Here is a 24133-nt window from a genome sequence, read left to right on the forward strand (position 1 = left end):
AAGCCCACTAGGATCCAGTATTGTTGGTGGCAATATGACTTTAGTTGAAAACAGTATAGGGACAGTTTGGCAAATAAATACAAAAGGAAAAATTTTATTTTTAGAAGATACTAGAGTCTATCCATATGCAATAGAGCGCAGCTTAGATCACTTAAAACAAGCTCATATTCTTGATAAAGTGCAAGCAGTAATTTTTGGTGATTTTATTAACTCTGGCAATGATGACCTTGTTGAGATTGTAAAGACAAGGTTTGCAAAAAGCGTTAATGTTCCAGTCTTCACCATTCAAGGAATAGGTCATGGTCCTATAAATGACCCATTACCTCTAAACACCCGCACCATTATCGGCGTTCAAGATAAAGAAGAGGGCTCGTTTTTCATGGATGTGCAGATGCATTGTATCCATTCAGCCGGGCGGTAAAATAAAGAGTAGACAAGGAATGCTAAAAAGGTAAACTAGAGTGGCTGTGAGGTAATATGGTTGATCTTTTAGAATTTTGCGAAAGTTTAAGCAGACTATAGAAAAGTTAGAAACAAAAATAGAAGAGCTTAAAGCAGAAAATAAAGCGCTAAGGATCGAAAACGCTGAGTTAAAAGAAAGGCTTGGCTTAAGTTCAAAAAATTCATCTATACCAAGCTCCAAAGAATTATATAAGATGAGGGAAAATAAGCCAAAAAGTGACAGGAAAGTAGGAGCACAGGTTGGACATAAAGGCAGTTACCGCCCTAAAATGGAGGCAGATGAGATGGTAAAAATAGAACTGCCCAATACGTGTGAGTGCGGAGGAGAAATTGCGGTATCAAAAGATCCGTATACTCATCAAAAGGTCGATTTGCCGGAAATCAAGCCGTATGTAGTTGAATATCAACTAGAGCATGGACGTTGCAAAAGATGTGGAAAAAGAAAAAGTAGCAAGCTACAAGAAGGAGTAACTGCGGACACATTTGGTCCAAGAGTTAAGTCAGTAATTACAGCATTAAGTGGATTTTACAAGAATTCGAAAAAAGAAGTGGCAAATATTATAAAGGACATTTTCAACCTGGATATCAGCGTCGGTAGTGTATCAAATAGCGAGGCTAGAGTGGCAGAAAAATGCCAAGAAGCATATGAGCAAATTGAGGAAGAGGTAAGCAAGAGCAAAATTTTACATATCGATGAAACTAGCCATTACAACAAAGGTAAACAGGGCTGGTGCTGGATGTTTGCGAGCAAAATAGGAAGTGTGATCAAATTGACAGAGTCAAGAGGGGATGAAAGTCCTGGAAAATAGTAAATTTGGAAAGAATAACAACCTAGTAGTGACCGACAGATATGCAGCTTACAACTACTTTTCCAGCAAGAAAAGGCAGGTCTGTTGGGCACATTTAGCAAGAGATTTTGAAAGGTTGTCTCATAGTTGGAATAGCGAAGTGAAAGTTTTGGGGTATTATTTAAGGAATGTTGCTACTGAATTATTTGCATTGAAAAAAGCTCTGTTAAAGGATGAAATAGACACATTAAGGTTCATAAGAAGAGCAAGAAAATTACGCAAGCGAACGAGATATTACTTAAAGAATATATCAAATTTACCCGAGGCAATTGGAGCGTCTCGAGTAGCAAAAAATATCATGAAATCGGATCTGATGATGTGGAAATTTTTGGACGATCCAGAAAATATTCCACTGACAAACAACTATGCTGAGCAACAGATTCGGCATTACGTTGTTTACCGAAAAGTTTCATATTTTACACAATCGAAACGGGGAAATATGTTTCTTGAGAGGATAATTTCATTGTACTTGACTTGGAGGCAAAAGAAGTTAAATCCTTTTCAAAACCTACTGGCTATTGCTTCTTAAGCCATACACCTGAATGGATACGATGCATTAGATCATCTTATGTATAGTCTATTGATTAAAAGAATCCTCTAAGCTTTTTAGCGCGGCTTGGATGTCTAAGTTTGCGTAGAGCTTTTGCCTCTATTTGTCTGATTCTTTCACGTGTTACATTAAAAATCCTTCCTACTTCTTCTAGAGTGTGCTCCTTGCCATCTTTGCCAAGACCAAAGCGCATTCTCAAAATTCTTTCTTCTTTCGGCGTGAGAGTTGCAAGAACATTAGTTGTAATACCGCGCAAATCAGCAAGTATTGCGGCATCCTCCGGTTTGGAAACTCTCTTATCTTCTATGCAGTCACCAAAGGTGCTACTATCATCCTTTCCTGTTGGGGCTTCAAGACTTACTGGATCTCTCGCTATTTTCATAACTTTGCGTATTCTTTCAACTGGCATTGCTAACTCATTGCTCAACTCATCTAATGTCGGTTCCCTTCCCATTTCATGAGTCATTTTTCTTAATGCCCTATTGATTTTGCTGATAATTTCTACCATATGAACTGGTATCCTTACTACCTTAGATTGCTCGGGTATTGCACGGGTTATGGATTGCCTAACCCACCAAGTGCCATAAGTTGAAAATTTATATCCACGCTTATAATCAAACTTATCTACGGCCTTCATAAGACCGATATTACCTTCCTGAATTAAATCAAGTAGTGCTAAACCTCTATTTGAATATTTTTTAGCAATAGATACTACCAGACGCAAGTTAGCTTTAATCATCTCTTTCTTTGCTTCGGAAACTTCTCTCTCATGCTTTTGTATTCTTTTTATTAACTCCTTAAATTTTTGCACACTATCTTCTTGTGTATATTGATTGATATTGCTTAAAGCACTAGAGATATATTCAAAATTATCATCTATAAATTTTGTAAACTTGTTTTTTAATTCTTTTGTAAAAGAAGGGCTAAGTTTTAAAAGCTTAACCTTTTTTAACTCTTGCTTTAAGAGCACATCATCATAGATTTTATAAAAGCTATCTCTATCGATACTATACTTTCTTGCTTCAGAAATAAGACTTGCTTCTTCAAGCATGATAGATTTGTTTATACCATAAAGCTCTTGCATGATTTTCTCAACAGCAGCATCGCTTAACTTGATTTGTAATGCTATTGACCATACTTGATCATATAAATTCTTGCACTCTGACTCATTAGAGGAACTGTCTTTTTGTTTTAATGCCAGTGCTTCATTTGTTAAAGTGGTTATCTCATCAAATGCAGCTATAACTTTCGGTAGTAAGTCACTTTCCATCTCAAGAATAGAAACATTTAGATTTGATGAACCCATATCTTCATTGCTGCTATCTTCATCATCGTCGCTATCTTCTTCATTAGTACCTTCATTCTTTTCATCATCGTTTTCATCATTTTCGTCATATCCTTCATCTTTTGCATCTTCAGGAGCACTTTCAACGCTTTCTTCACCTTCTTCCTTAGGCGTTGCATTAAAATCGGAATTATAAATTGCATCAAGGTCTATAATTTCTCTAAGCAGCAGAATCCCACTGCTCAAATCATCGCGCCACGCTTTTATTACCTTTAATGTTGCTGATGTTTCAACTATCGCACGCAGCATATTATGTTTTTCAGATTCAATTTTTTTTGCTATTTCAATCTCGTCCGCTCTTGACAAAAGCTTCACAGAGCTCATATCTCGTAAGTAAATCCTTACTGGGTCATCATTTTGTACTAAAGTTGTAATGGCGTTTGATGATTCATTATCGTCGTCAAGTTTGCTACTATCATCATTAGAAGAAACTTCCTCCTCGTCTTCGCTGCTTTCAAGTATGTTTATTCCAGAATCTTGCAATAAAGATATTGTGTTATCTATAAAGTCAGACGAAAAATTTTCCTCAGACAACATATCATTTATGTCATCAAAAGTGATAAATCCGCCCTTCTTGATGCTTTTTGTTACAAGATCTTTAATGATTTTTTTTTCGTCGTGTGCATTGTTAATAATTGACATCATTACCTTTATAGTTTAAATTTTATTCCTTATTAGCAAATAAACCTACAGTGAGCAAGTCTATTGTTTCTATATAGCCTGTGTACTTCATACAATTTAAGATACTGTTAATTCGTGTATTTACTCTGCATTTTCTTCTATTTTTACTATTATAGACAACCCAACTGAAAATGTTGCGATTCCAACTACTATGGCAGTAAGCGTCAAAACATGTGGTATAGGGTTGCTATATAAAGAAAAATTTGAAACCAATATAGGAGGCAACGAGCCTTTTATATACCCTAAAGATATATAAAATAATAAAACAGAGGATTGAAAAATACTTACCCCAATCATTTTCTTAATTAAATTCTTATCATTTATAATAATATACAAGCCTAATATCATTAATATAATAATAGTTACATAATTATATAAAGTCATCATTTTTTCTACGAGCAAAATTTATATATATAATGAGCATTGAGGAACAAACAGTAAGTGCCACACCCAATTCTACTAAAAAGATACCTAATTTTTGACCGGTAACATCATTGGCAGATAACGCATTGTAAGACAAAAAATTTTGGCCAAGTAAAATTGTTGCAATACCTGTTCCGCCATAAATTAAAATACCAAGCACATTGGTAAATTTAATAGCAGAATACGGTATTGCTTTTAGGGTGGTTGTTATACCAAATAGCATTGAATACAATATTATGCCAGAAGCGATAATGATTCCTGCCTGAAACCCTCCACCTGGAGTGTAATCACCATGAAATTGTATATACAAACCAAATAAGACGATAAAAGGTACCATTAAAAATGTTATTGCATTTAATACCGGATCCTTGATAATCCCATTTTCATGGGGGGAAGCAGTTGTTTCCATTTTGGAAATAACTGCTTTTTCTTTTAATGTTAATGTTATGCAAAGTGCTGCAATAAAAACCACTATGGTTTCTCCAAATGTATCATAACCACGAAAGCTTGCTAAAACAGCGGTTACTATATTAGGAATATCGGCAACTTTTTTAGTATTTTCTATATAATAGGGAGCAACATGCTGATGTATTGGCGCGCTTTGACTGCCAAAATCTGGCAACTGAATAATAAAATGTGACAAGCATATAGCTAAAAATAACATTAGGAAAAGCGCTATAGGGTTATGAGATACATTCACTTTATGATTTTTTATCAGAAAAAGTGCAGCAAATGTAAGCACAGTACTTAGGCCTGCACCAACTGAAGCCTCAGTGATTGCAACATCAGGTGCATTCATGGTTAAGTATATCAGCGCAATAAGAGAACTAAACACGCACATTAAGATAGCGCTTACAACTAAATGCTGTGAAAAAACTATAAAAACTGTAACCACAAGTAACAGTGAAAGTAACGTAAAATGTAATATCTCTAACATTTTAATCTTTTTTGATAATCTTTGCCTGACTTTTATAGTAAGTGCGTGCCAAAATATAGCTGTTAGTTGAGTTGGCAATCCATATTATGGAGATTAATAATATTATTTTAATAATATCTGTTGAAAGCTTATTCTGTAGAATCAAGCCGATCAGCAACAATGTTGCACCACTGGAATCTGTAATACCTGCTGCATGTAATCGAGTGTAGAAATCAGGAAATCTCATTACCCCTATATTTGAAATGACTATCAAACAAAGGCTTAAAAATATGAAAATAACACTTATCATGAATTACTGAGCAGTTTCATTAATGCTATAGTTGATATAAAACTAATGCTAGCGTATAACAATGCTATATCAATCAAAAATAGACTATTGAGAGTAATCGATACTGCTACTATTAGTAAAACCATCTGTGTTGAGAAATTATTAAATGCTATAAACTTGTTGTATATATCACTTGACCTGGAAACTATGCGATACAGCATCATACTCATACAAAATAGTAAAATATAGACAATATTATTCATTGTCCATTTTATCATCTATTTCTTCATCTATTTCGCTATTATCGTATATCTCATCGTCTACCTCATCATCTTGATCTGCATCAAGGTTTGCATTTAACTGATTATCAGAGAAGTTTAATAATTTATCTAATTTATTTATATGACTGCTATGAATACTGTTTGTATTTCCCTTCATATATTCTTTGCATCTGTTTACTAAAAGATTAAATAGTTCATGAATACTTATCTGATTTTCAGCTATCTCGTATAATGAAACTATAGTATTTTTGTGATTTTTAAATCTAGCTGCTTGAGTTGGAGTACTGGCTCCAGTGTTTAAATCATGAGTTCTTTGACTTGCCAATAGAGCTAGCCTAAAACGGTTGCTAACTTGCTCTGCACATTTTTCTACGATAGATTCAGCCATAAATGTCACCTCTAAATTAAGTTTTATATTATATTACAATTAAAGTGAAACGTCAACCTTCATAAATTTATTCGAAGCATTCCTTAATATACATTTTTATTGTCCTCTTATACTAACATCATAAAAAAGACTTTTTATCTATTAAGATTTGGCCTCATGTTTTACTCTTTCTTCTTCTGGTTGTACTACTTTACTTTCCGTTATTGTGATTTTTATTTCATGATCAAGCCTTTTAAGGAAGGTTAGCAATCTCTCTAGTGAGAAGCCATCTATTTTGCCATTTTTAATCTGCGATACCTTTGGCTGATCAATGCCCAATTGTTCAGCTGCATAAGATTGGGTCCAATTTTTTCCTTCAATAAATTTATTTATCTCATCAAGCAACTTTATCTTTATTTCTACATTGTCTGAACTATTTAGTAATATTGTTGTCATAATCCTTCCTCTAACATACCTGCATATAAATTAGCCTTATTAATATTTTAAACCTTAAGTTGATTATATATTGACATTTTCATCAACTTTCTAGTAATTTTAAATTATATTTTATTCGAAAAAATCATTTATGACAAGAAGAAATTGCAGTTATAAGGCTAAAAATATAAAAGCAATTGCTTTTTTAAGTTCATCTTACATAAGAAGTTTATAATTCTATATCTTAATATAGGTGTTTATTTAAATCATTAGAATTTCTACTTAAACAAGAAAAGATTTATTCAATATATCGCATTTGTAATATTATTCAAATATTTATTGCCTTTTAATCTAAACATTATTCAATTAATAAATAAAATAATAAATAAAGCTAATTTGAATGTGACAGAAATAAAAAAAGATGTTGCTGTGATTATGGGAAGTGAGTCGGATTATAGTACCATGGTTCATGCTGTTGATATGTTGAAAGTATTAGAGATCTCGCATGACATTTTCATAGTATCAGCACATAGAACACCAGAAAGGCTTTTTAATTTTGCCAGATCTGCGCAAGAAAAGGGTTTTAAGGTTATCATTGCTGGTGCAGGAGGTGCGGCCCACTTGCCTGGCATGGTAGCATCACTTACTTATTTGCCAATCATCGGTGTGCCTGTGCATAGTAAACAATTAAATGGCTTGGATAGCTTATTATCTATAGTGCAAATGCCAAAAGGTGTTTCAGTTGCAACTATGTCGATAGGAGAAAGTGGAGCATATAATGCTGCCATTACTGCTGCATCTATATTGTCGATTTCTGATGACGGGGTTGCTAATAGGCTAAAAAAATGGAGAGAAAAGCAAACTGAAACAGTGAAAGAAAAACCAACGTTGTAATGGCAATCGTCCTATTGGGCACAAAAACCATGAATAGTATGGCAACAGAAGGGTAAGCGTGACGTAATCTATGCCTACACCTTTAGGCCATAAGTATTACGACTTTCCTATTATAATATCAAACTTGCCATATTGATTTTCTTCAGCAATGTGTAAAAGCCCACTTTTTGTTAACATACAATTTTCACTGTTAACATATAGATTAACCTTGTTGCCTTGGTTATCAACACTGAAACAAACTGTTGGCTTAAAATCTACTACACGGGCTTCAATTTTTTGTCTTGCTCCATCTCCTGAAGTTAAATAGAAGCATCCAGTAATTATATCATGTGGCTTAACCATTCCGCAGTAATGTTCACAATTACCATTATTATCACAGTGAGAGCTTTCAATTATATAGCCTACACTTGGCATTTCCATAAAAAAACTCCATAAATCATCTGACATGCAAAATACCTTATTATTTAAAGAATTACATATATTTTTTAAGTATATATGGCTACAGTACATCTAAAGATAGTAAAATTCAACAGAAACATAACACATGTTATTTTACTATAAAGTTGCGTGCATAAGACTTTGCTAGCCTCTTAGTATTTTTTGGAGTTTCAACGACATATGGAGCGTTGCGCTTTTTTGCATAAGACACTGCTTTTGCTAAAGAATCAAACTTTAGCACTATCTGTTTGTTTGGATCTTTTGATCCAATCCAGCCCATTAGGGGCTCTATATAATAAGAATTAGATTCAATTTTTAAGTGCCAGAAGCTTGTATTGCCCAAACCAGATTGTGTTGCAGTTTTTGCTGGTTTATAAATTTTGAAAACTGTTCTACACATAACAATGTAAATAAATTAAGTCTATAAATATGCATGTTCCTTAGCAAATAGTTTATAGTGTAGAGAAAGATTTAGCTAGAACGAAATAGCTCTATGGACAACCAAAAGTTGTCTGTTCTTGAAATCTGTGCTAGATTAGAAGCACATATATAAATTGAGACAATAATAAATGATTGAGCTAAAAGGTCCGGAGATTTGCGTTGGTGAAGATAAAAAAAGGTTGATTATCTTGCTACACGGTTGGGGCTCAAGTGGTGAGAACTTCATTCATTTTGCTAAAGTAATAGGTAAATTTTTACCAGATTCTCATTTTGCAGCACCAAATGCTCCTTTTGAAAGAGAAGTTGGTGGCGGTTATCAGTGGTTTAGCTTGGAAGATCGCAGTGAGGAGGCATTATACAATGGAGTAGAAAATGCTGCATTGATTTTAAACAATTTCATTGATGCGAAATTAAAAGAATTGAACTTAAAAGATGCACAACTTTCTTTGGTTGGGTTCTCTCAAGGAGCAATGCTTGATATACATACGGCTCTTACCCGCTCTCAGGCTTGTGCGTCAGTTGTTGCATATTCTGGAAGGTTTCTTTCACCTGTAAGAGTTGCACCAAAAATCAAATCAAAGCCTAATATATGTGTTGTTCATGGTGATGCTGATGATGTGGTGCCATTTTCATCTCTTGATTTAGCAGTGAAAGCTTTAAAAGAAAATGGAGTAAATGCTGAAGGATACCCTATTCGCGCATTGGGACATATAATTAACGAGGAAGGAATAAAATTAGGAGCAGAATTTATCAAGAAAAATTTCAAAGCCATATAACCCCAGCAAAACCTAAATATCTTTAGGAAAGTTTGCTAACTGATACTATCAAATTATGTATCCATTCAGGTGTATGGCTTAAGAAGCAATAGCCAGTAGGTTTTGAAAAGGATTTAACTTCTTTTGCCTCCAAGTCAAGTACAATGAAATTATCCTCTCAAGAAACATATTTCCCCGTTTCGATTGTGTAAAATATGAAACTTTTCGGTAAATAACGTAATGCCGAATCTGTCGCTCAGCATAGTTGTTTGTCAGTGGAATATTTTCTGGATCGTCCAAAAATTTCCACATCATCAGATCCGATTTCATGATATTTTTTGCTACTCGAGACGCTCCAATTGCCTCGGGTAAATTTGATATATTCTTTAAGTAATATCTCGTTCGCTTGCGTAATTTTCTTGCTCTTCTTATGAACCTTAATGTGTCTATTTCATCCTTTAACAGAGCTTTTTTCAATGCAAATAATTCAGTAGCAACATTCCTTAAATAATACCCCAAAACTTTCACTTCGCTATTCCAACTATGAGACAACCTTTCAAAATCTCTTGCTAAATGTGCCCAACAGACCTGCCTTTTCTTGCTGGAAAAGTAGTTGTAAGCTGCATATCTGTTGGTCACTACTAGGTTGTTATTCTTTCCAAATTTACTATTTTCCAGGACTTTCATCCCTCTTGACTCTGTCAATTTGATCACACTTCCTATTTTGCTCGCAAACATCCAGCACCAGCCCTGTTTACCTTTGTTGTAATGGCTAGTTTCATCGATATGTAAAATTTTGCTCTTGCTTACCTCTTCCTCAATTTGCTCATATGCTTCTTGGCATTTTTCTGCCACTCTAGCCTCGCTATTTGATACACTACCGACGCTGATATCCAGGTTGAAAATGTCCTTTATAATATTTGCCACTTCTTTTTTCGAATTCTTGTAAAATCCACTTAATGCTGCAATTACTGACTTAACTCTTGGACCAAATGTGTCCGCAGTTACTCCTTCTTGTAGCTTGCTACTTTTTCTTTTTCCACATCTTTTGCAACGTCCATGCTCTAGTTGATATTCAACTACATACGGCTTGATTTCCGGCAAATCGACCTTTTGATGAGTATACGGATCTTTTGATACCGCAATTTCTCCTCCGCACTCACACGTATTGGGCAGTTCTATTTTTACCATCTCATCTGCCTCCATTTTAGGGCGGTAACTGCCTTTATGTCCAACCTGTGCTCCTACTTTCCTGTCACTTTTTGGCTTATTTTCCCTCATCTTATATAATTCTTTGGAGCTTGGTATAGATGAATTTTTTGAACTTAAGCCAAGCCTTTCTTTTAACTCAGCGTTTTCGATCCTTAGCGCTTTATTTTCTGCTTTAAGCTCTTCTATTTTTGTTTCTAACTTTTCTATAGTCTGCTTAAACTTTCGCAAAATTCTAAAAGATCAACCATATTACCTCACAGCCACTCTAGTTTACCTTTTTAGCATTCCTTGTCTACTCTTTATTTTACCGCCCGGCTGAATGGATACAATTTATTTGTATAATAATTCTATTATTACTCTGAAATAAAACGATAATTTATCAATTTAAAATAAAAAAATTTACTAATATAGTAGCTTCTTCAATAAGATTTGGGAAATTTTCATAATAACTTCAAGCACGTATATCAATTGTCGTAAAATCGGATAGTTGCTCTGAGGGGCTGTGCCCTGTGATAATTACTATGCCGTTTTGTTCAGAACGTATTGAGATAAGGTTGAGTACTAATTCACATGCTGCACTGTCAAGATTGCAAAATGGCTCATCTATCAGCCAGATATCTGCGTTTGAAATTAAAAGACGAGCAAGCGCTGCTCTTCTTTTCCAACCTGCAGAAAGTTTACTGTATTCAATATTTACCACAGGCTGCAACTCTAGGCAACAAATTGCTGCTAAAACCAACTCTTTCGTATTTCTTATCTCTGCCCAAAATTCTATGTTTTGAGCAACAGTTAAATCATCTTTACAAGCGTTTTTATGACCTACATAAACCATAGAAGATCTATAGGCTTTTGGATTATCATATATATCTTTTCCGTAGTGTTTTACTCTGCCTGAAATTGGTGGCAAAAGTCCAGCTAAACTTCTAATTAGGCTGGTTTTACCACTACCATTTGGGCCAGTAATTAAGATCTTTACTTTTGGTTCAGCTTTAAAATTAAGATTTTTAAATATTATTTTATTATTACGACTACAGGATAAATTTTCACATTCAAGCATGAATTACCTTCCCTTTCCTCTACGTTTACCTTTAGTTGAAGATTGCGCTTTGATAAATAACTCCCAAAATCCCTTCTTGTTGCCTTCACTGCGTATCAGTTGTGCTAAACGCTTCATTAACCCACCACTCAACATAACCATTCTTGTCCATTTACCTACAGGCTTTGCAACATCTACTATTTCCAGATCTTCTTTATAAGCTCGCCCTTCATCATCTTTATACTTTTCACGCTGCTCTTCTTGGCGTTTTAACAGCTCTTTTTGCTTTTTTTCTTGATATAATTCGTTATTCCTTTTATTTTCCTCTTGCTCTTCTTCAGAGACTTTTTTAGGAAATATAACCTTTCTGATGCGATTCTTATATATTCCTCTCAAGAAGAGAAGTATTCTGACAATAACAAATAATGCAATGCCATATACTATTATTTCTTCAAACGACATTTTTCTTGTATTTAGGTTTTACAACCTCACTTCTTTATTTAATATCATAATTATAGAACTTTGCAATTTGTCTGAGTTTGTCATTTTTCAAATCGTAAAGACAAGTTCTTATTTAGGAATCACAGCTCAACAATTCTTCTTGCAATTGCTTCACTTTATCAATAGGTAGGCCTGTTATTTTGGCAACAGTGTCTACAGAAATGCCAGACTTAAGTGAGTTTATTGCCACTTCAATTTCTCTTGCTTTTCTACCTTCCTCTCTGCCTTCCTCTCTGCCTTCTTTTCTCCCCTTCTCTCTACCCTCCTCTCTTCCTTTTGCAGTAGCAAGGTCAATTCTGTATTCAATAATGGCTTCTTCCTTGCGTAAGTCCATTATTCTCTCTTCATAAGCTAACAAATCTTTTTCATCCCAGTGGAATTTATTTAACTCTTCATATGCTTGTTTTATTACTGGTGCTCTTCTTGCAATCTTTTTTAGGTCTTCGTCTGTGGTGTCCTCTGCATATTTAAAGAAAAAACACCACTTTTCCACAATATTTTCCAACTGTTTCACTTCATTTTTAGGAAATTTTAGCAGCTCAATAAAGACAAATTGTAAATCTTTTAAATAATTTCCATTAGTATTAATATCCCGTATGTTATGTGTGGATATGTAATCTACTTCTTCAGGAAATAGATTACAATTAGCAATGGCGATGAAGTAAACTTTTTGTAAATCAACATAATTGCCAGATCTGTCCAATTGCCTTGAATATGCCCTTGCAGCGTACAATTGAGCGCGTTTTTCAAAGCCTTTGTCACGAGCCACTTGCATTTCAATGATGAATCTATTGTTGGCAGAATCTTTGCATAAAATATCGACAATACTTTGCTTATCAGAAGCAATTTCTGGGTCCATGATAGTGCTTAAAAATTCAACTTCTTGTATCTTGCTTTCTGCAGTAAAGCCTAAAATATCGTTCAAAAAGTGAATGAGAATACTTTTGTTCTTCTCTGAGCCGAAAATCCTCTTGAAAGTTAAATCACATTTTGGATCAAGGAATTTTGTCAGGTCCATAATTTTTAGCGTGTTGAACAGGTGAATTGTATAGCATTTTTAAGAGATTTACAATTATGCAATTGCTGCTGAATTATGATTACGCATTTTTAGCCTTTCAATAATTTTTTCTCTGCCAATAAAAGTTAACAATTTAGCAAGTTCAGGGCCTGCTTCTCTACCAGTTAATGCTAAGCGTAATTGCATAAATAGGGCTTTTGACTTTATGTCTATTTTTTCTTTAATAATCTTTACCCACTCAGATAATGTATTTTCGTCACATTTTCCTTTAGGTAGTGTATTTAGTGCAATTTTTATGAACTCTTCATCAAAAATTACGGGTTCTATATCAGATTTGCATATTTGCCACCATTTAGCTACTTCAGAAAATTTTTCTATATTGTTCCTTATAAAATACCAAAATTCTGAGTCAATTTGAGTTAAACGTTCTTTCACTGCTTCAAATGGCATATTCTGTAAAATTTTGCTATTTAGCTTATGCACTTCATCCAAGTGAAACTGCGTTGACGATGAACTAAATTTTTTAATATCAAATGAATCAATTAAGGATTGCATATCAATATGAGCTTCGATTGAATCTGATGTTCCAAGCTTTGCTAAATAACTGCATAATGCCATTGGCTCAATTTCATCTTCTCTTATAGATTTAATGCTCAGTCCACCAGTTCGTTTAGATATCTTATTATCATCAAAATGCAAGAGAGAAAGATGAGCAAATATTGGAACTTTTGCCTTTAATGCTTGCGCCATTTGAATCTGCACTGCAGTGTTAGTTAAGTGATCTTCCCCGCGTACAACGTGAGTTATATCAAAATCAATATCATCAATAACAGAAGGAAGCATATACGTATAATTTCCATCTTCCCTTTTTACTATGGGATCGCTAATGTGGCTTGTTGCAATAGTTATTTCACCTTTAACCTCATCATTCCATTTTACAATCTCATCTCTGTTCAGTTTAAATCTAAAATGTGGCTTACGTCCCTCTTGCTCATAATTAATTTTGCATTGCTCAGTTAAAAGCAATGCACTTCTATCGTAAACTGGAGGTAACCCTTGCTTTAACTGCAGCTTACGTTTGATATCTAACTCTTCTTTGGTTTCATAACATGCATAAATGTGTCCTTCTTCCATTAATTGTAATAACACTTCGTTATAACGCAAGAAGCGTTCTGATTGTTTAAAGCTTAAATTCCAGTCCATGCCAATCCATTTTAGATCGTGCATGATGCTATCAATATACTTGATATCTGAACGTTGCAGATCGGTGTCATCAAAACGCAATAAAAATTTTCCGTTTTGGTTGCGTGTATGCATCCAACACACCAAAGCGGTGCGTACATTTCCTACATGTAAATCGCCAGTTGGACTGGGAGCAAATCTTGTTAACATTTAAGTAAAAATCTTGCAAAATAGTAACTATATTTAATACAATTTATTTTAATTTTTTACAAACCTAAAGTTGAAAATTAGGGACGTTACTGCGGTTATTATAGTTTTTTATAGTATAACATGATAAACATCAGAATAGAAGTACTGAATAAACATTTACAATCACAAGTAGTAGACGTTTACTCAATTTATATACGCAAAGAGTTACCACAAGAGTTATATGAAGAAATTTGCGGACTGCTTCATAATAAAGTCATACAAGATTGTCGCTGTTATTCTTACAATGAAAGCCTTGAAGAAGTGCAATATGAATTATCAGCTGATTGGGGTTTGGAAATAAGCTTTTTACCTGGCATGACCGACAACATAGGTAATACAGTGAAACAAATAGTTAAGGAGTATTTAGTAGGTAAAGGCCACATTGATGAAGATGTTTATGTAAAGGCAAGAAGTTCAAAGTTAATCCTGGGTTATGGGAATGTACCGGCTGTAAGTGATATAAAGGAACAATTTAACCCTATAACTGAATATTGCACCCTTGTCTATAAGGAAAATGATAATTGTCGCTGGAAACATTACGGTAAATCAAATACCAAACTCAGTGATGCTCCAATGCTTAGGTTCCGTGATCCAGAAAGCTCTAGTCAATTGCATAAAGAAAATTTGATCCCAGCGTCAGGTGCTGGAATGACAACAGAAAAAGTTAGGGTGGCAGATAGTAAAGTCAAGTCAGTTAGTCTTAACATAAGTGACCAAGAGCTTGAAGTAATAAGCAGAGATGGCATTGATGGTAATGGCACTTTAGGGCTCTCCTTGGAAGCAATGAAGGCTATAAGGGATTACTTCAATAAACTCGGTAGAGATCCATATGACATTGAATTAGAATCTCTGGCGCAGACTTGGTCTGAACATTGTAAACACAATATTTTTTGCTCTCCAATTGATGAGATAAAAGATGGCTTGTATGCGCATTACATAAAACGTGCAACGCGTGAGATAAATTCTGGTATATGCGTGTCAGTTTTCTCCGATAATGCTGGTGGCATAGTTTTTGACGATGATTACTTAATTGTAGATAAAGTTGAAACCCATAATAGCCCCTCAGCACTTGATCCATTTGGTGGTGCAATGACTGGAGTACTCGGGGTTAATCGCGATATAGTTGGTTTTGGCAAGGGTGCAGAGCCGATAATGAATACCTACTATTTTTGTTTTGCTAAGGGGATAAAAGGTAAGCTTTATCGAGATGAAGAATGCACTGATGAGATTTTATCGCCAAAATATATAATGAAAGAAGTCATTCATGGTGTTAATACTGCTGGAAATTGCTCTGGCATCCCAACGCAGCTTGGATCGGTATATTTTGACGATAGGTTTTGTGGAAAACCTTTAGTTTTTGTTGGCAGTGTGGGGATTATTCCGCGTGATATAAACAATGTGCCTTCACATATAAAAGAGCCAAAAATTGGTGATAAGATAGTAGTAATTGGTGGAAGGGTTGGAAGGGATGGGATTCACGGTGCAACATTTTCTTCAGAGGCGTTATCTGGAAATAGTCCTTCAACGGTTGTGCAAATAGGTGATCCTATCACACAGAAAAAACTATCCAATGCTGTGGTAGAAGCGAGAGATCTTAGTCTTTACAGTGCAATAACAGACAATGGGGCAGGGGGATTATCTTCATCAGTTGGAGAAATGGGGAAGAACGGGTTTGAGGTTGATATTGGAAAAATTCCACTTAAAAACGATGATATGAATCCATGGGAAATATGGATATCAGAATCGCAAGAGAGAATGACTTTAGCTGTGCCAGAGGAGAATCTTCCAGCGTTTAAACAAATAATGAAGAAGCATAATGTGGAAGTTAGTGTGATTGGAGAGTTTAGTGACAGCGGCAGGGCTGTAATAAAGTGTTCTCAAGGAACAGTAATAATGGATATTGAAACCGAGTTTTTGCATGACGGTAATCCTAAAATGCATTTACATACAAAGCCGTGGTTTCAGGAGGCTACTGTTGCTCCAGTATCTTCTTCTGTCATCCCAGTGCTTGACACTGGGATCCAGCAGGCTTCGCCTAATGATACTCTTTACGCTGGTAGTTCAGCTTCTTTAGAAGTTGAACTGAAGGAAATGCTAAGCAGGCCAAACATATGCAGTAAAGAATTTATAGTGGTGCAATATGACCACGAAGTTCAAGGATCATCGGTATTAAAACCGTTGCAAGGCAGGGGTAGAGTGTGCAGCGAGGCTGTGGTTTCAAGGCCAATTCTTTCTTCAAACAGAGGTGTGGTAAAATCGCAAGGATTTGGCTCAAGTTATGGAGAAATTGATATTTACCATATGGCAGCATGTGCAATTGATACTGCAATACGTAACTATGTAGCAGCAGGAGGAAATATAAATCACCTAGCATTGCTTGATAATTTTTGTTGGTGTGATGCTTATAATCCAGAGAGGCTATGGCAACTAAAAAAAGCTGCAGAAGCGTGTTACGATTATGCAACTGCATTTAAAGCGCCATTTATATCTGGAAAAGACAGCATGTTTAACGATTTTAAGGGATATAACGAAAATGGTGAAAAAGTTATGATATCAGCACCACCTTCGTTGCTTATCTCAGCGATTGGAGTTATAGAGAACGTTGAGAATGCAGTGTCACTTGATGTGAAAATGCCTGGTGATTTAATATATGTGCTGGGTGCAACTGATAATGAGCTTGGTAGATCTGAATATCAGCTGTACAGTGGATTTGGTGATAATAACGTGCCGAAAGTTGATGCAAAAAGTGCTAGGAAATTGTATGAGTGTTATAATGAAGCAGTAGGGGAGGGCATTATCGTTTCTGCAATCGCACCAAACCTTGGAGGGCTCATTATTGCTTTAGCAAAGTCGCTAATTGCAGGTGACTTTGGTGCTGAAGTTGATCTTTCGCAAATGCAAAATTTGGATGTAAGAGTAGCAATGTTTTCTGAGTCACAGAGCAGAATATTGGTAACCATTGCACCACAAGATCAAAAGAGATTTGAAGATTTATTCAAAGATGTAACTTATTCGTGCATCGGTAGAGTAACAGAAAAAAAGATGCTTAACATACAAGATATTGCTAAAGTAGAAGTGGAGAGCTTGGCGATTTGCTACATGTAGAAAATCTCATTAAAAAAAGCTTTTACTTTTTGAAATACTTTTTATATACTAAAATTGATATTCATTACAGTCCCAGCCAAAAAGCGTATCCATTCAGGTGTATGGCTTAAGAAGCAATAGCCAGTAGGTTTTGAAAAGGATTTAACTTCTTTTGCCTCCAAGTCAAGTACAATGAAATTATCCTCTCAAGAAACATATTTCCCCGTTTCGATTGTGTAAAATATGAAACTTTTCGGTAAACAACGTAATGCCGAATCTGTCGCTCAGCATAGTTGTTTGTCAGTGGAATATTTTCTGGATCGTCCAAAAATTTCCACATCATCAGATCCGATTTCATGATATTTTTTGCTACTCGAGACGCTCCAATTGCCTCGGGTAAATTTGATATATTCTTTAAGTAATATCTCGTTCGCTTGCATAATTTTCTTGCTCTTCTTATGAACCTTAATGTGTCTATTTCATCCTTTAACAGAGCTTTTTTCAATGCAAATAATTCAGTAGCAACATTCCTTAAATAATACCCCAAAACTTTCACTTCGCTATTCCAACTATGAGACAACCTTTCAAAATCTCTTGCTAAATGTGCCCAACAGACCTGCCTTTTCTTGCTGGAAAAGTAGTTGTAAGCTGCATATCTGTCGGTCACTACTAGGTTGTTATTCTTTCCAAATTTACTATTTTCCAGGACTTTCATCCCTCTTGACTCTGTCAATTTGATCACACTTCCTATTTTGCTCGCAAACATCCAGCACCAGCCCTGTTTACCTTTGTTGTAATGGCTAGTTTCATCGATATGTAAAATTTTGCTCTTGCTTACCTCTTCCTCAATTTGCTCATATGCTTCTTGGCATTTTTCTGCCACTCTAGCCTCACTATTTGATACACTACCGACGCTGATATCCAGGTTGAAAATGTCCTTTATAATATTTGCCACTTCTTTTTTCGAATTCTTGTAAAATCCACTTAATGCTGCAATTACTGACTTAACTCTTGGACCAAATGTGTCCGCAGTTACTCCTTCTTGTAGCTTGCTACTTTTTCTTTTTCCACATCTTTTGCAACGTCCATGCTCTAGTTGATATTCAACTACATACGGCTTGATTTCCGGCAAATCGACCTTTTGATGAGTATACGGATCTTTTGATACCGCAATTTCTCCTCCGCACTCACACGTATTGGGCAGTTCTATTTTTACCATCTCATCTGCCTCCATTTTAGGGCGGTAACTGCCTTTATGTCCAACCTGTGCTCCTACTTTCCTGTCACTTTTTGGCTTATTTTCCCTCATCTTATATAATTCTTTGGAGCTTGGTATAGATGAATTTTTTGAACTTAAGCCAAGCCTTTCTTTTAACTCAGCGTTTTCGATCCTTAGCGCTTTATTTTCTGCTTTAAGCTCTTCTATTTTTGTTTCTAACTTTTCTATAGTCTGCTTAAACTTTCGCAAAATTCTAAAAGATCAACCATATTACCTCACAGCCACTCTAGTTTACCTTTTTAGCATTCCTTGTCTACTCTTTATTTTACCGCCCGGCTGAATGGATACTCCGTTTATAGCTTTCAAGTCCTGTGAAAGCTATATCATGTTTTTCAAGAAAAAAACCCTTCCTTACCATCATATAAATACAAATTATCCATTTTTACCACATTAAAGTTATTCTCTTCAAATTTGGTTAGTATATTAATAATATCGCTATTTGTAACAACTTGCTTTTCATCATTCTTAATAAATCTGCAAGTTATTTGATCACTCAAAAAATTTGAACTTCCCGGCCAAATTGCTAGACCTTTTGCGTATATTACAATAATTTTTAAATTATGTGATGCAAACAGCTGTGTTATTTGATCTAAAGCAGCCGACTTATCCCAAGCTAGAGTGATATCGCTACCGACTAACTTTTTAACCTTATAATCTTGCTTGTAGTCACTTCGGGCTTGACTAATTTTGCTATCTTTACTAGTTAAAAGCTCAGATAACACTTTCGGTTTTTTTCCTAGGTTATTTATAACAGCTTCTGCAAATTTCTGAGTGCCAACTTTTTGTTTACTTTTTCCTTCTTTATACAAATCAGCAGTGTGTACCCCATCTTCCAATGTCTTTAGCCAAGCATCGTAAATCAATTTTGCGGTTTTCGCATGACCTATATAGATCAACATGTGCACTGCAGCATTCAAAAGGCCAGAAGGATTGGCTATATTTCTTCCTGCAATATCAGGAGCAGAACCATGAACTGCTTCAAACATTGCATATTCATTACCAATATTGCTACTTCCAGCCAATCCAACAGAACCTGAAGTTTGTGCGACAATGTCTGACAGTATATCCCCATATAAATTTTCAGTAACTATAACATCAAAATTCTCTGGCTCTGTAGCAACTTTTGCCATACCAATATCAACTATGTAATGCTCTGCTTTTATACCCGAATAATTTTTTGCCACATGATCAAACGCTGCATGGAAAGTGCCATCAGTCATTTTCATGATATTATCTTTAGTCAGGCAAGTTACTTTCTTTCTGTTGTGTTTCTTTGCATACTCAAAAGCATACCTGCATATTTTCTCCGAGCCAGATCTGGTAATAATTTTTGTGCACTGATAGGAATCTCCGGTTAATCTATGCTCTATTCCAGTATAAACATCCTCTTCATTTTCACGTATTACTACAACATCAAATTTATCGAATTTATTTTCTATAATTGGGTTGTATGAAATGCATGGCCTGATGTTTGCATATAACCCCAAATTTTTCCTCAGTGCTACATTTAAGCTTTTATGTCCTTTACCTTGCGGAGTGGTGGTTGGAGATTTCAGCAATATTTTTGTTCTTTGAATAGATTCCCAACCATTTGGAGAAATTCCATGAGACCATTCCTTATTATAAATACGCTCCCCAATCTCAATGATATCCACTGAAATATTTGCTTCCGCTTCGCGCAATACTGATAGCACCGCCTCCATAATTTCTGGCCCGATACCATCACCATATGCAACCGTAATTGGTGTTGACATAACTTCCCTAACTATAACTAACTTGATGTTAGTTGAAATAAAGCAGTGGCGCAAGTTTTAGATGTACGGTCCCAATTTAGAATTAAGTTTTTACCGCTTACCTCTTTGCATCTCTGAAAATCTTTATTTAATTGCCTTTAGCTGGTTTCGAAAAAAGCTATAACCTTACCGGTGTTGCCATCTATTAATTCAAGACAGCCAGACTTGTTAATTTGAAACTTGACCAGCACAGGAATCTTGTCTTGATCTAAATAAAATCCCTGCTTAGATTGCTTGTTCATACGCAATTTTATATCCCCATCTTCCCAAGAAAGCACTTTATTTATTTTAGATCTCTCTCTGCAATTATTGACAAACCCTAAGTATTCATTTTTTGTGGCATATATTTCAGCTTCACATGTTCTAGAAATTCTCCAGCTACCTAAATATGGATCTTTGCTGTCATTTTGATTAAGTGTGAAATCCTCTTTTACATATTCCCATGGAGCTTTTGCATTCCCTATTCTTCTAAGGAAAAGCACTTCTTGATCAAAATGCGTTACTGAGTAAGGAATATATACATCCTTATCTTTTTGCACAGTTATTGTTTTGCTTTCAATTTCTTTTTTGATATTGTCTTGCTTATGTATAGTTATACTCTCCTCACCTGGCACTTTTCTTTTGATATACTCCTTAACCCTTTGCTTATTCTGAAAAGATGCAATTACTATGTCTGCTCCAATCCCCTTTCCGTAATCAATATAGTCACTAGCACTTCCCTGCTCAGCTGTAAGTGATGATTTACCTACTATAAGAAAACCACCGCTAAATAACTCCTTATACATAGCATGTGCATCATAAGCCGTCTCAATGTAAACAGGCTTTTTATCAGATTTACCATACTTTTCTAGCGCAAGGTGAGTATATGAGTCATTTAGCAAATAGTAAAAGCCACAGCTGGTAAGTAAGAATGGTAAACTAATTAATAATAAGAATCTTTTCAACATGATATATACTGATGATATTATAAGTATTATACTTTATTTTTCTAAAAATTCATTAAAAATTTTATCCTTTTTAATCGAAACAACAAAGAGGCCGGGACCGGAATTGAACCGGTATAAAAGGATTTGCAGTCCTCCGCATAAGCCATTCTGCCACCCAGCCATTCTTACGCATATATATCCATGATAGCTTCTAGCATAGATAAAGCATCTGCTTTCTTCCGTTGAAAAGTATTACGCCCAATGATTGAGCCATTTCCACCACCTTGCTTTATTTCTTTCGCTTCATTATATATGTCATCCACTGCTTTCGACTCTCCACCAGAAAAAACTACTATTCTTTTTCCCGCAAAGCAAGATTTTTTAATATATTCGATTCTCTTAGATAATGAATTAATATTTCCTGCCTCTATTTTTTCTTTCTCCAAATGCTGAGCTGGAAGCTTTACTTTTATTATATTAGCACCAAGTAAAGCTGCAATGTGAGCGGCGTAAGCAATAACATCAACAGCTGTTTCTCCTTTTTTGGAAATTCCTTCACCACGAGGATAGGACCATAGCACTACTGCCAATCCATAGGATTTAGCTTCGGCTATAATTTCACGAGCTTCTTCCATCATGTCAAAACACTTAGCAGAACCAGGATATATAGTAAATCCAACAGCCGCGCAACCCAAACTCAGCGCATCTTTCACAGAAGCAGTTATTGCCTGATCAGAAGTAAGATCTTTTGCATGCAAAGAGTTGGAGCTATTGAGTTTTAAAATAAGTGGAAGAACTCCAGCATAAGTGGAAGCACCAGCCTCAATCATACCAAGGGGAGCAGCATATGCACTTACTCCCGAATCAGCTGCTAACTGAAAATGATAATGTGGATCATAGGCATCAGGGTTGATTTCAAAACTTTTAATTGGTCCGTGTTCAAATCCTTGATCAACAGGAAGAACTACCAGTTTGCCGGTACCTCCAAGCTTTCCATGCATTAAAATACGAGTAAGATTAGCCCTTACCCCAGGGTTTTCACTTTCATAACAACTGAGGATTTGCTTTACTTTATCGCTTATTATCACTACAACTCAAATTAAATCTAAGTTATGAATTGTAGCAAAGATAAAGCTAAGTACAAGACTTTTTCACTTCAAAATTAGGGCAAAACCATAGACTACTAAAGATTTGATAAAAATTATGCACATGATTGTGCCCATCATTAAAATCACTAGATAACATTATAATTTTTCTATATTAGCGATAGACTTCGTAGAATTTTTAGACATCTTAGAATCTGGAGTGTCTTCACCAGATTCAATGCCAGAATCATATGATTCATCGCAAATGCTGTGCTTTGTGTTACCATTACCTATACTATCATCTATTTCCTCATAGATGTTCTCTGAAGTGCAATTTTCTGGAACGTCATATACATTGTTATTGTTGCCAACATTTTTCTGAGTCTTATCAAAGCTGATTGGAGTTTTAGCATATAAGACTTTCTTTATTTCTTCACAGTAATATACATACTTACCCCTATCTTCATAGGATTTCATGATTCCTAATAATACATTGAATTCCGCCTTATTATATTCTGTTCCTGCTATTAATAGTAAATAGATAGTAAATATAGCATCTCCATCCCTAAATTGATTATTAGGGTCATCAATTAAAGATGGACTCCGCTTATAATAATTAAATACATTCTTTCCTGTAAGGAAATTACCTATAGCAAAAGTCAAAGCTGTTTGTCCGTGCCGATTTTTCGTATTAACGTCAACTCCGTATTTTATCAATAATTTTACCATTTCGTGATTGGAGTTTCTTGCAGCATAATGCAAAGTTGTATTACCGTCTTTATCACGTATTTGTCCTATATCAAATGAGTCAGATAACTTTTTCTGAAGTTTAATAGACCGTTTTACAACCTTTGTTTTGTTATTTTCTGCAGCTTTAATTATAAACTTACTTGTGATACTCATAACCCCTCTATAAAAACTCACTATAATTATGATATCATCTTGAGGTGTATTTTTTATTAATACGCCTCTTTTAGCATAGGTACTGGCTCTGGTAATGTAGTTTGGGAAAAATACGGAAAATGCATATCTGTTGGCAACAGAGCGAAAGCAGCTTCTTATTTTGGAGTGGATATCTTGTAATTAACCAAAGACCTAATTAAAAAATTAGTTTTTTTAAAAGCTGTAGAAAATTGTGTGTTTATATCTCAGTTAAACTGAAAAGCTATTACCGCACCCACACTGAGATTTAGCAAGAGAATTTTTTATTTGAAACCCAGAACCGCTCAAATTTTCAGTATAATCTATTACTGAGTTATTTAAAAACTTTGCTGAACAATTATCAACCATAAGAACAGGATTCCCATTCTCATCGTTAATTACTATATCCTTCTTTTTTTCACTGAAGCTAGACTGAACTCTATAGTCTTCATCTTCTTCGATATCTTCATCGTCTTCTGAACTATCATAATCTTCATCATCTTCGTCATCATCATCGATCATAGAGATACCCTTATTTATTTGATCCATAAGGAAGTTGTATTTAAAACCAGAACACCCACCACCTGAAACTGCTATGCGTAAAACTGAGTTTTTATCCCCTTCTTGTTCAACAAGAGAGTGTATCTTTTTCAATGCATTATCAGTTAAGTTAATGTTGTAATTTGTTGACATAGTAACCACCGTTTATTATTGATAATTTA

Annotated in this window: 21 protein-coding genes, 1 tRNA gene and 4 pseudogenes; 5 read left to right on the top strand and 21 right to left on the bottom strand. The window is 35.0% G+C overall.

All coding sequences use genetic code 11. From position 1 onward, the window contains the following. Positions 1 to 7: 7 nt before the first annotated feature. A pseudogene (locus tag HF197_RS03135) lies at positions 8 to 421 on the top strand (S66 peptidase family protein); the annotation flags it as partial. 56 nt (positions 422 to 477) lie between these two features. Then, positions 478 to 1839 (top strand): annotated as a pseudogene (gene tnpC / locus HF197_RS03140) (IS66 family transposase). Between the two features lie 55 nt (positions 1840 to 1894). On the opposite strand, the gene rpoD reads toward tnpC (HF197_RS03140), so the two are convergent. The 7 genes from rpoD to HF197_RS03175 form a co-directional block, all read right to left on the bottom strand. Beyond that, entirely contained in the window at positions 1895 to 3847 is a 1953-nt protein-coding gene (gene rpoD, locus HF197_RS03145; protein ID WP_168464240.1) for an RNA polymerase sigma factor RpoD, read from the bottom strand. Positions 3848 to 3967: 120 nt separating this feature from the next. Next, positions 3968 to 4270, bottom strand: coding sequence for a cation:proton antiporter subunit C (locus HF197_RS03150; protein ID WP_168464241.1), 303 nt, complete (start codon positions 4268 to 4270; stop codon positions 3968 to 3970). Next, positions 4257 to 5246 (bottom strand): Na(+)/H(+) antiporter subunit B, encoded by a 990-nt coding sequence (locus HF197_RS03155; protein WP_168464242.1) that lies wholly within the window; start codon positions 5244 to 5246, stop codon positions 4257 to 4259. The genes HF197_RS03150 and HF197_RS03155 overlap by 14 nt, the downstream gene beginning before the upstream one ends. Before the next feature lies 1 nt (position 5247). Continuing rightward, positions 5248 to 5535: a monovalent cation/H(+) antiporter subunit G gene (gene mnhG, locus HF197_RS03160; protein WP_168464243.1), complete on the bottom strand. Its 288-nt coding sequence runs from the start codon at positions 5533 to 5535 to the stop codon at positions 5248 to 5250. Next, positions 5532 to 5792 carry a monovalent cation/H+ antiporter complex subunit F gene (locus tag HF197_RS03165; protein WP_369800020.1) on the bottom strand — a complete coding sequence of 87 codons (261 nt, stop codon included), beginning with the start codon at positions 5790 to 5792 and terminating at the stop codon, positions 5532 to 5534. Before HF197_RS03165 ends, mnhG begins: the two co-directional genes overlap by 4 nt. After that, positions 5770 to 6183 (bottom strand): DNA-directed RNA polymerase subunit omega, encoded by a 414-nt coding sequence (rpoZ, locus tag HF197_RS03170; RefSeq protein ID WP_168464245.1) that lies wholly within the window; start codon positions 6181 to 6183, stop codon positions 5770 to 5772. The genes HF197_RS03165 and rpoZ overlap by 23 nt, the downstream gene beginning before the upstream one ends. A 141-nt stretch (positions 6184 to 6324) precedes the next feature. Next, entirely contained in the window at positions 6325 to 6618 is a 294-nt protein-coding gene (locus HF197_RS03175; protein ID WP_168464246.1) for a helix-turn-helix domain-containing protein, read from the bottom strand. 414 nt (positions 6619 to 7032) lie between these two features. Between HF197_RS03175 and purE the strand changes: the two genes are divergently transcribed. After that, positions 7033 to 7491, top strand: coding sequence for a 5-(carboxyamino)imidazole ribonucleotide mutase (purE, locus tag HF197_RS03180; protein WP_168464880.1), 459 nt, complete (start codon positions 7033 to 7035; stop codon positions 7489 to 7491). A gap of 96 nt (positions 7492 to 7587) precedes the next feature. Here the strand turns inward: purE and HF197_RS03185 are convergent, their stop codons facing one another. Continuing rightward, complete coding sequence (locus tag HF197_RS03185) at positions 7588 to 7938, bottom strand: hypothetical protein (RefSeq protein ID WP_168464247.1); 351 nt, start codon at positions 7936 to 7938, stop codon at positions 7588 to 7590. 100 nt (positions 7939 to 8038) lie between these two features. Further along, positions 8039 to 8329 carry an NADH dehydrogenase ubiquinone Fe-S protein 4 gene (locus HF197_RS03190; RefSeq protein ID WP_168464248.1) on the bottom strand — a complete coding sequence of 97 codons (291 nt, stop codon included), beginning with the start codon at positions 8327 to 8329 and terminating at the stop codon, positions 8039 to 8041. Between the two features lie 169 nt (positions 8330 to 8498). Here HF197_RS03190 and HF197_RS03195 point away from each other — a divergent pair, with 169 nt between their 5' ends. Then, positions 8499 to 9146 carry an alpha/beta hydrolase gene (locus HF197_RS03195; RefSeq protein WP_168464249.1) on the top strand — a complete coding sequence of 216 codons (648 nt, stop codon included), beginning with the start codon at positions 8499 to 8501 and terminating at the stop codon, positions 9144 to 9146. 78 nt (positions 9147 to 9224) lie between these two features. Here the strand turns inward: HF197_RS03195 and tnpC (HF197_RS03200) are convergent. The 5 genes and pseudogenes from tnpC (HF197_RS03200) to gltX all read right to left on the bottom strand — a co-directional run bounded on the left by tnpC (HF197_RS03200) (position 9225) and on the right by gltX (position 14284). Further along, positions 9225 to 10585, bottom strand: a pseudogene (gene tnpC / locus HF197_RS03200) (IS66 family transposase). A gap of 203 nt (positions 10586 to 10788) precedes the next feature. Then, entirely contained in the window at positions 10789 to 11394 is a 606-nt protein-coding gene (gene ccmA, locus HF197_RS03205) for a heme ABC exporter ATP-binding protein CcmA (RefSeq protein ID WP_168464250.1), read from the bottom strand. Between the two features lie 3 nt (positions 11395 to 11397). Further along, positions 11398 to 11835 (bottom strand): rho GDP-dissociation inhibitor, encoded by a 438-nt coding sequence (locus tag HF197_RS03210; protein ID WP_168464251.1) that lies wholly within the window; start codon positions 11833 to 11835, stop codon positions 11398 to 11400. Positions 11836 to 11947: 112 nt separating this feature from the next. Further along, positions 11948 to 12892 (bottom strand): Rpn family recombination-promoting nuclease/putative transposase, encoded by a 945-nt coding sequence (locus tag HF197_RS03215; protein ID WP_168464252.1) that lies wholly within the window; start codon positions 12890 to 12892, stop codon positions 11948 to 11950. Between the two features lie 54 nt (positions 12893 to 12946). Continuing rightward, positions 12947 to 14284: a glutamate--tRNA ligase gene (gene gltX / locus HF197_RS03220; RefSeq protein ID WP_168464253.1), complete on the bottom strand. Its 1338-nt coding sequence runs from the start codon at positions 14282 to 14284 to the stop codon at positions 12947 to 12949. A 120-nt stretch (positions 14285 to 14404) separates the two neighbouring features. Between gltX and HF197_RS03225 the strand changes: the two genes are divergently transcribed. Further along, entirely contained in the window at positions 14405 to 17428 is a 3024-nt protein-coding gene (locus tag HF197_RS03225) for a phosphoribosylformylglycinamidine synthase subunit PurL (RefSeq protein WP_168464254.1), read from the top strand. A 106-nt stretch (positions 17429 to 17534) separates the two neighbouring features. Here the strand turns inward: HF197_RS03225 and tnpC (HF197_RS03230) are convergent. From tnpC (HF197_RS03230) to HF197_RS03260, 7 genes and pseudogenes are all read right to left on the bottom strand, one after another. Continuing rightward, positions 17535 to 18895, bottom strand: a pseudogene (gene tnpC / locus HF197_RS03230) (IS66 family transposase). A 123-nt stretch (positions 18896 to 19018) separates the two neighbouring features. Then, entirely contained in the window at positions 19019 to 20440 is a 1422-nt protein-coding gene (gene icd, locus HF197_RS03235) for an isocitrate dehydrogenase (protein WP_168464255.1), read from the bottom strand. Between the two features lie 137 nt (positions 20441 to 20577). Then, positions 20578 to 21360, bottom strand: coding sequence for a hypothetical protein (locus tag HF197_RS03240; RefSeq protein ID WP_246168592.1), 783 nt, complete (start codon positions 21358 to 21360; stop codon positions 20578 to 20580). A gap of 154 nt (positions 21361 to 21514) precedes the next feature. Continuing rightward, positions 21515 to 21586: transfer RNA gene (locus HF197_RS03245), tRNA-Cys, on the bottom strand. Between the two features lie 4 nt (positions 21587 to 21590). Beyond that, the gene (locus HF197_RS03250) at positions 21591 to 22487 is read right to left on the bottom strand and encodes a class I fructose-bisphosphate aldolase (RefSeq protein ID WP_168464881.1); all 897 of its coding nucleotides are present in this window, start codon (positions 22485 to 22487) and stop codon (positions 21591 to 21593) included. Between the two features lie 162 nt (positions 22488 to 22649). Beyond that, entirely contained in the window at positions 22650 to 23393 is a 744-nt protein-coding gene (locus tag HF197_RS03255; RefSeq protein ID WP_168464257.1) for an ankyrin repeat domain-containing protein, read from the bottom strand. Positions 23394 to 23642: 249 nt separating this feature from the next. Next, complete coding sequence (locus HF197_RS03260) at positions 23643 to 24104, bottom strand: HesB/IscA family protein (protein ID WP_168464258.1); 462 nt, start codon at positions 24102 to 24104, stop codon at positions 23643 to 23645. Between the last annotated feature and the right edge of the window lie 29 nt (positions 24105 to 24133).

It is taken from the genome of Wolbachia endosymbiont of Ctenocephalides felis wCfeT, from assembly GCF_012277295.1.
Classification (GTDB): Bacteria; Pseudomonadota; Alphaproteobacteria; order Rickettsiales; family Anaplasmataceae; genus Wolbachia.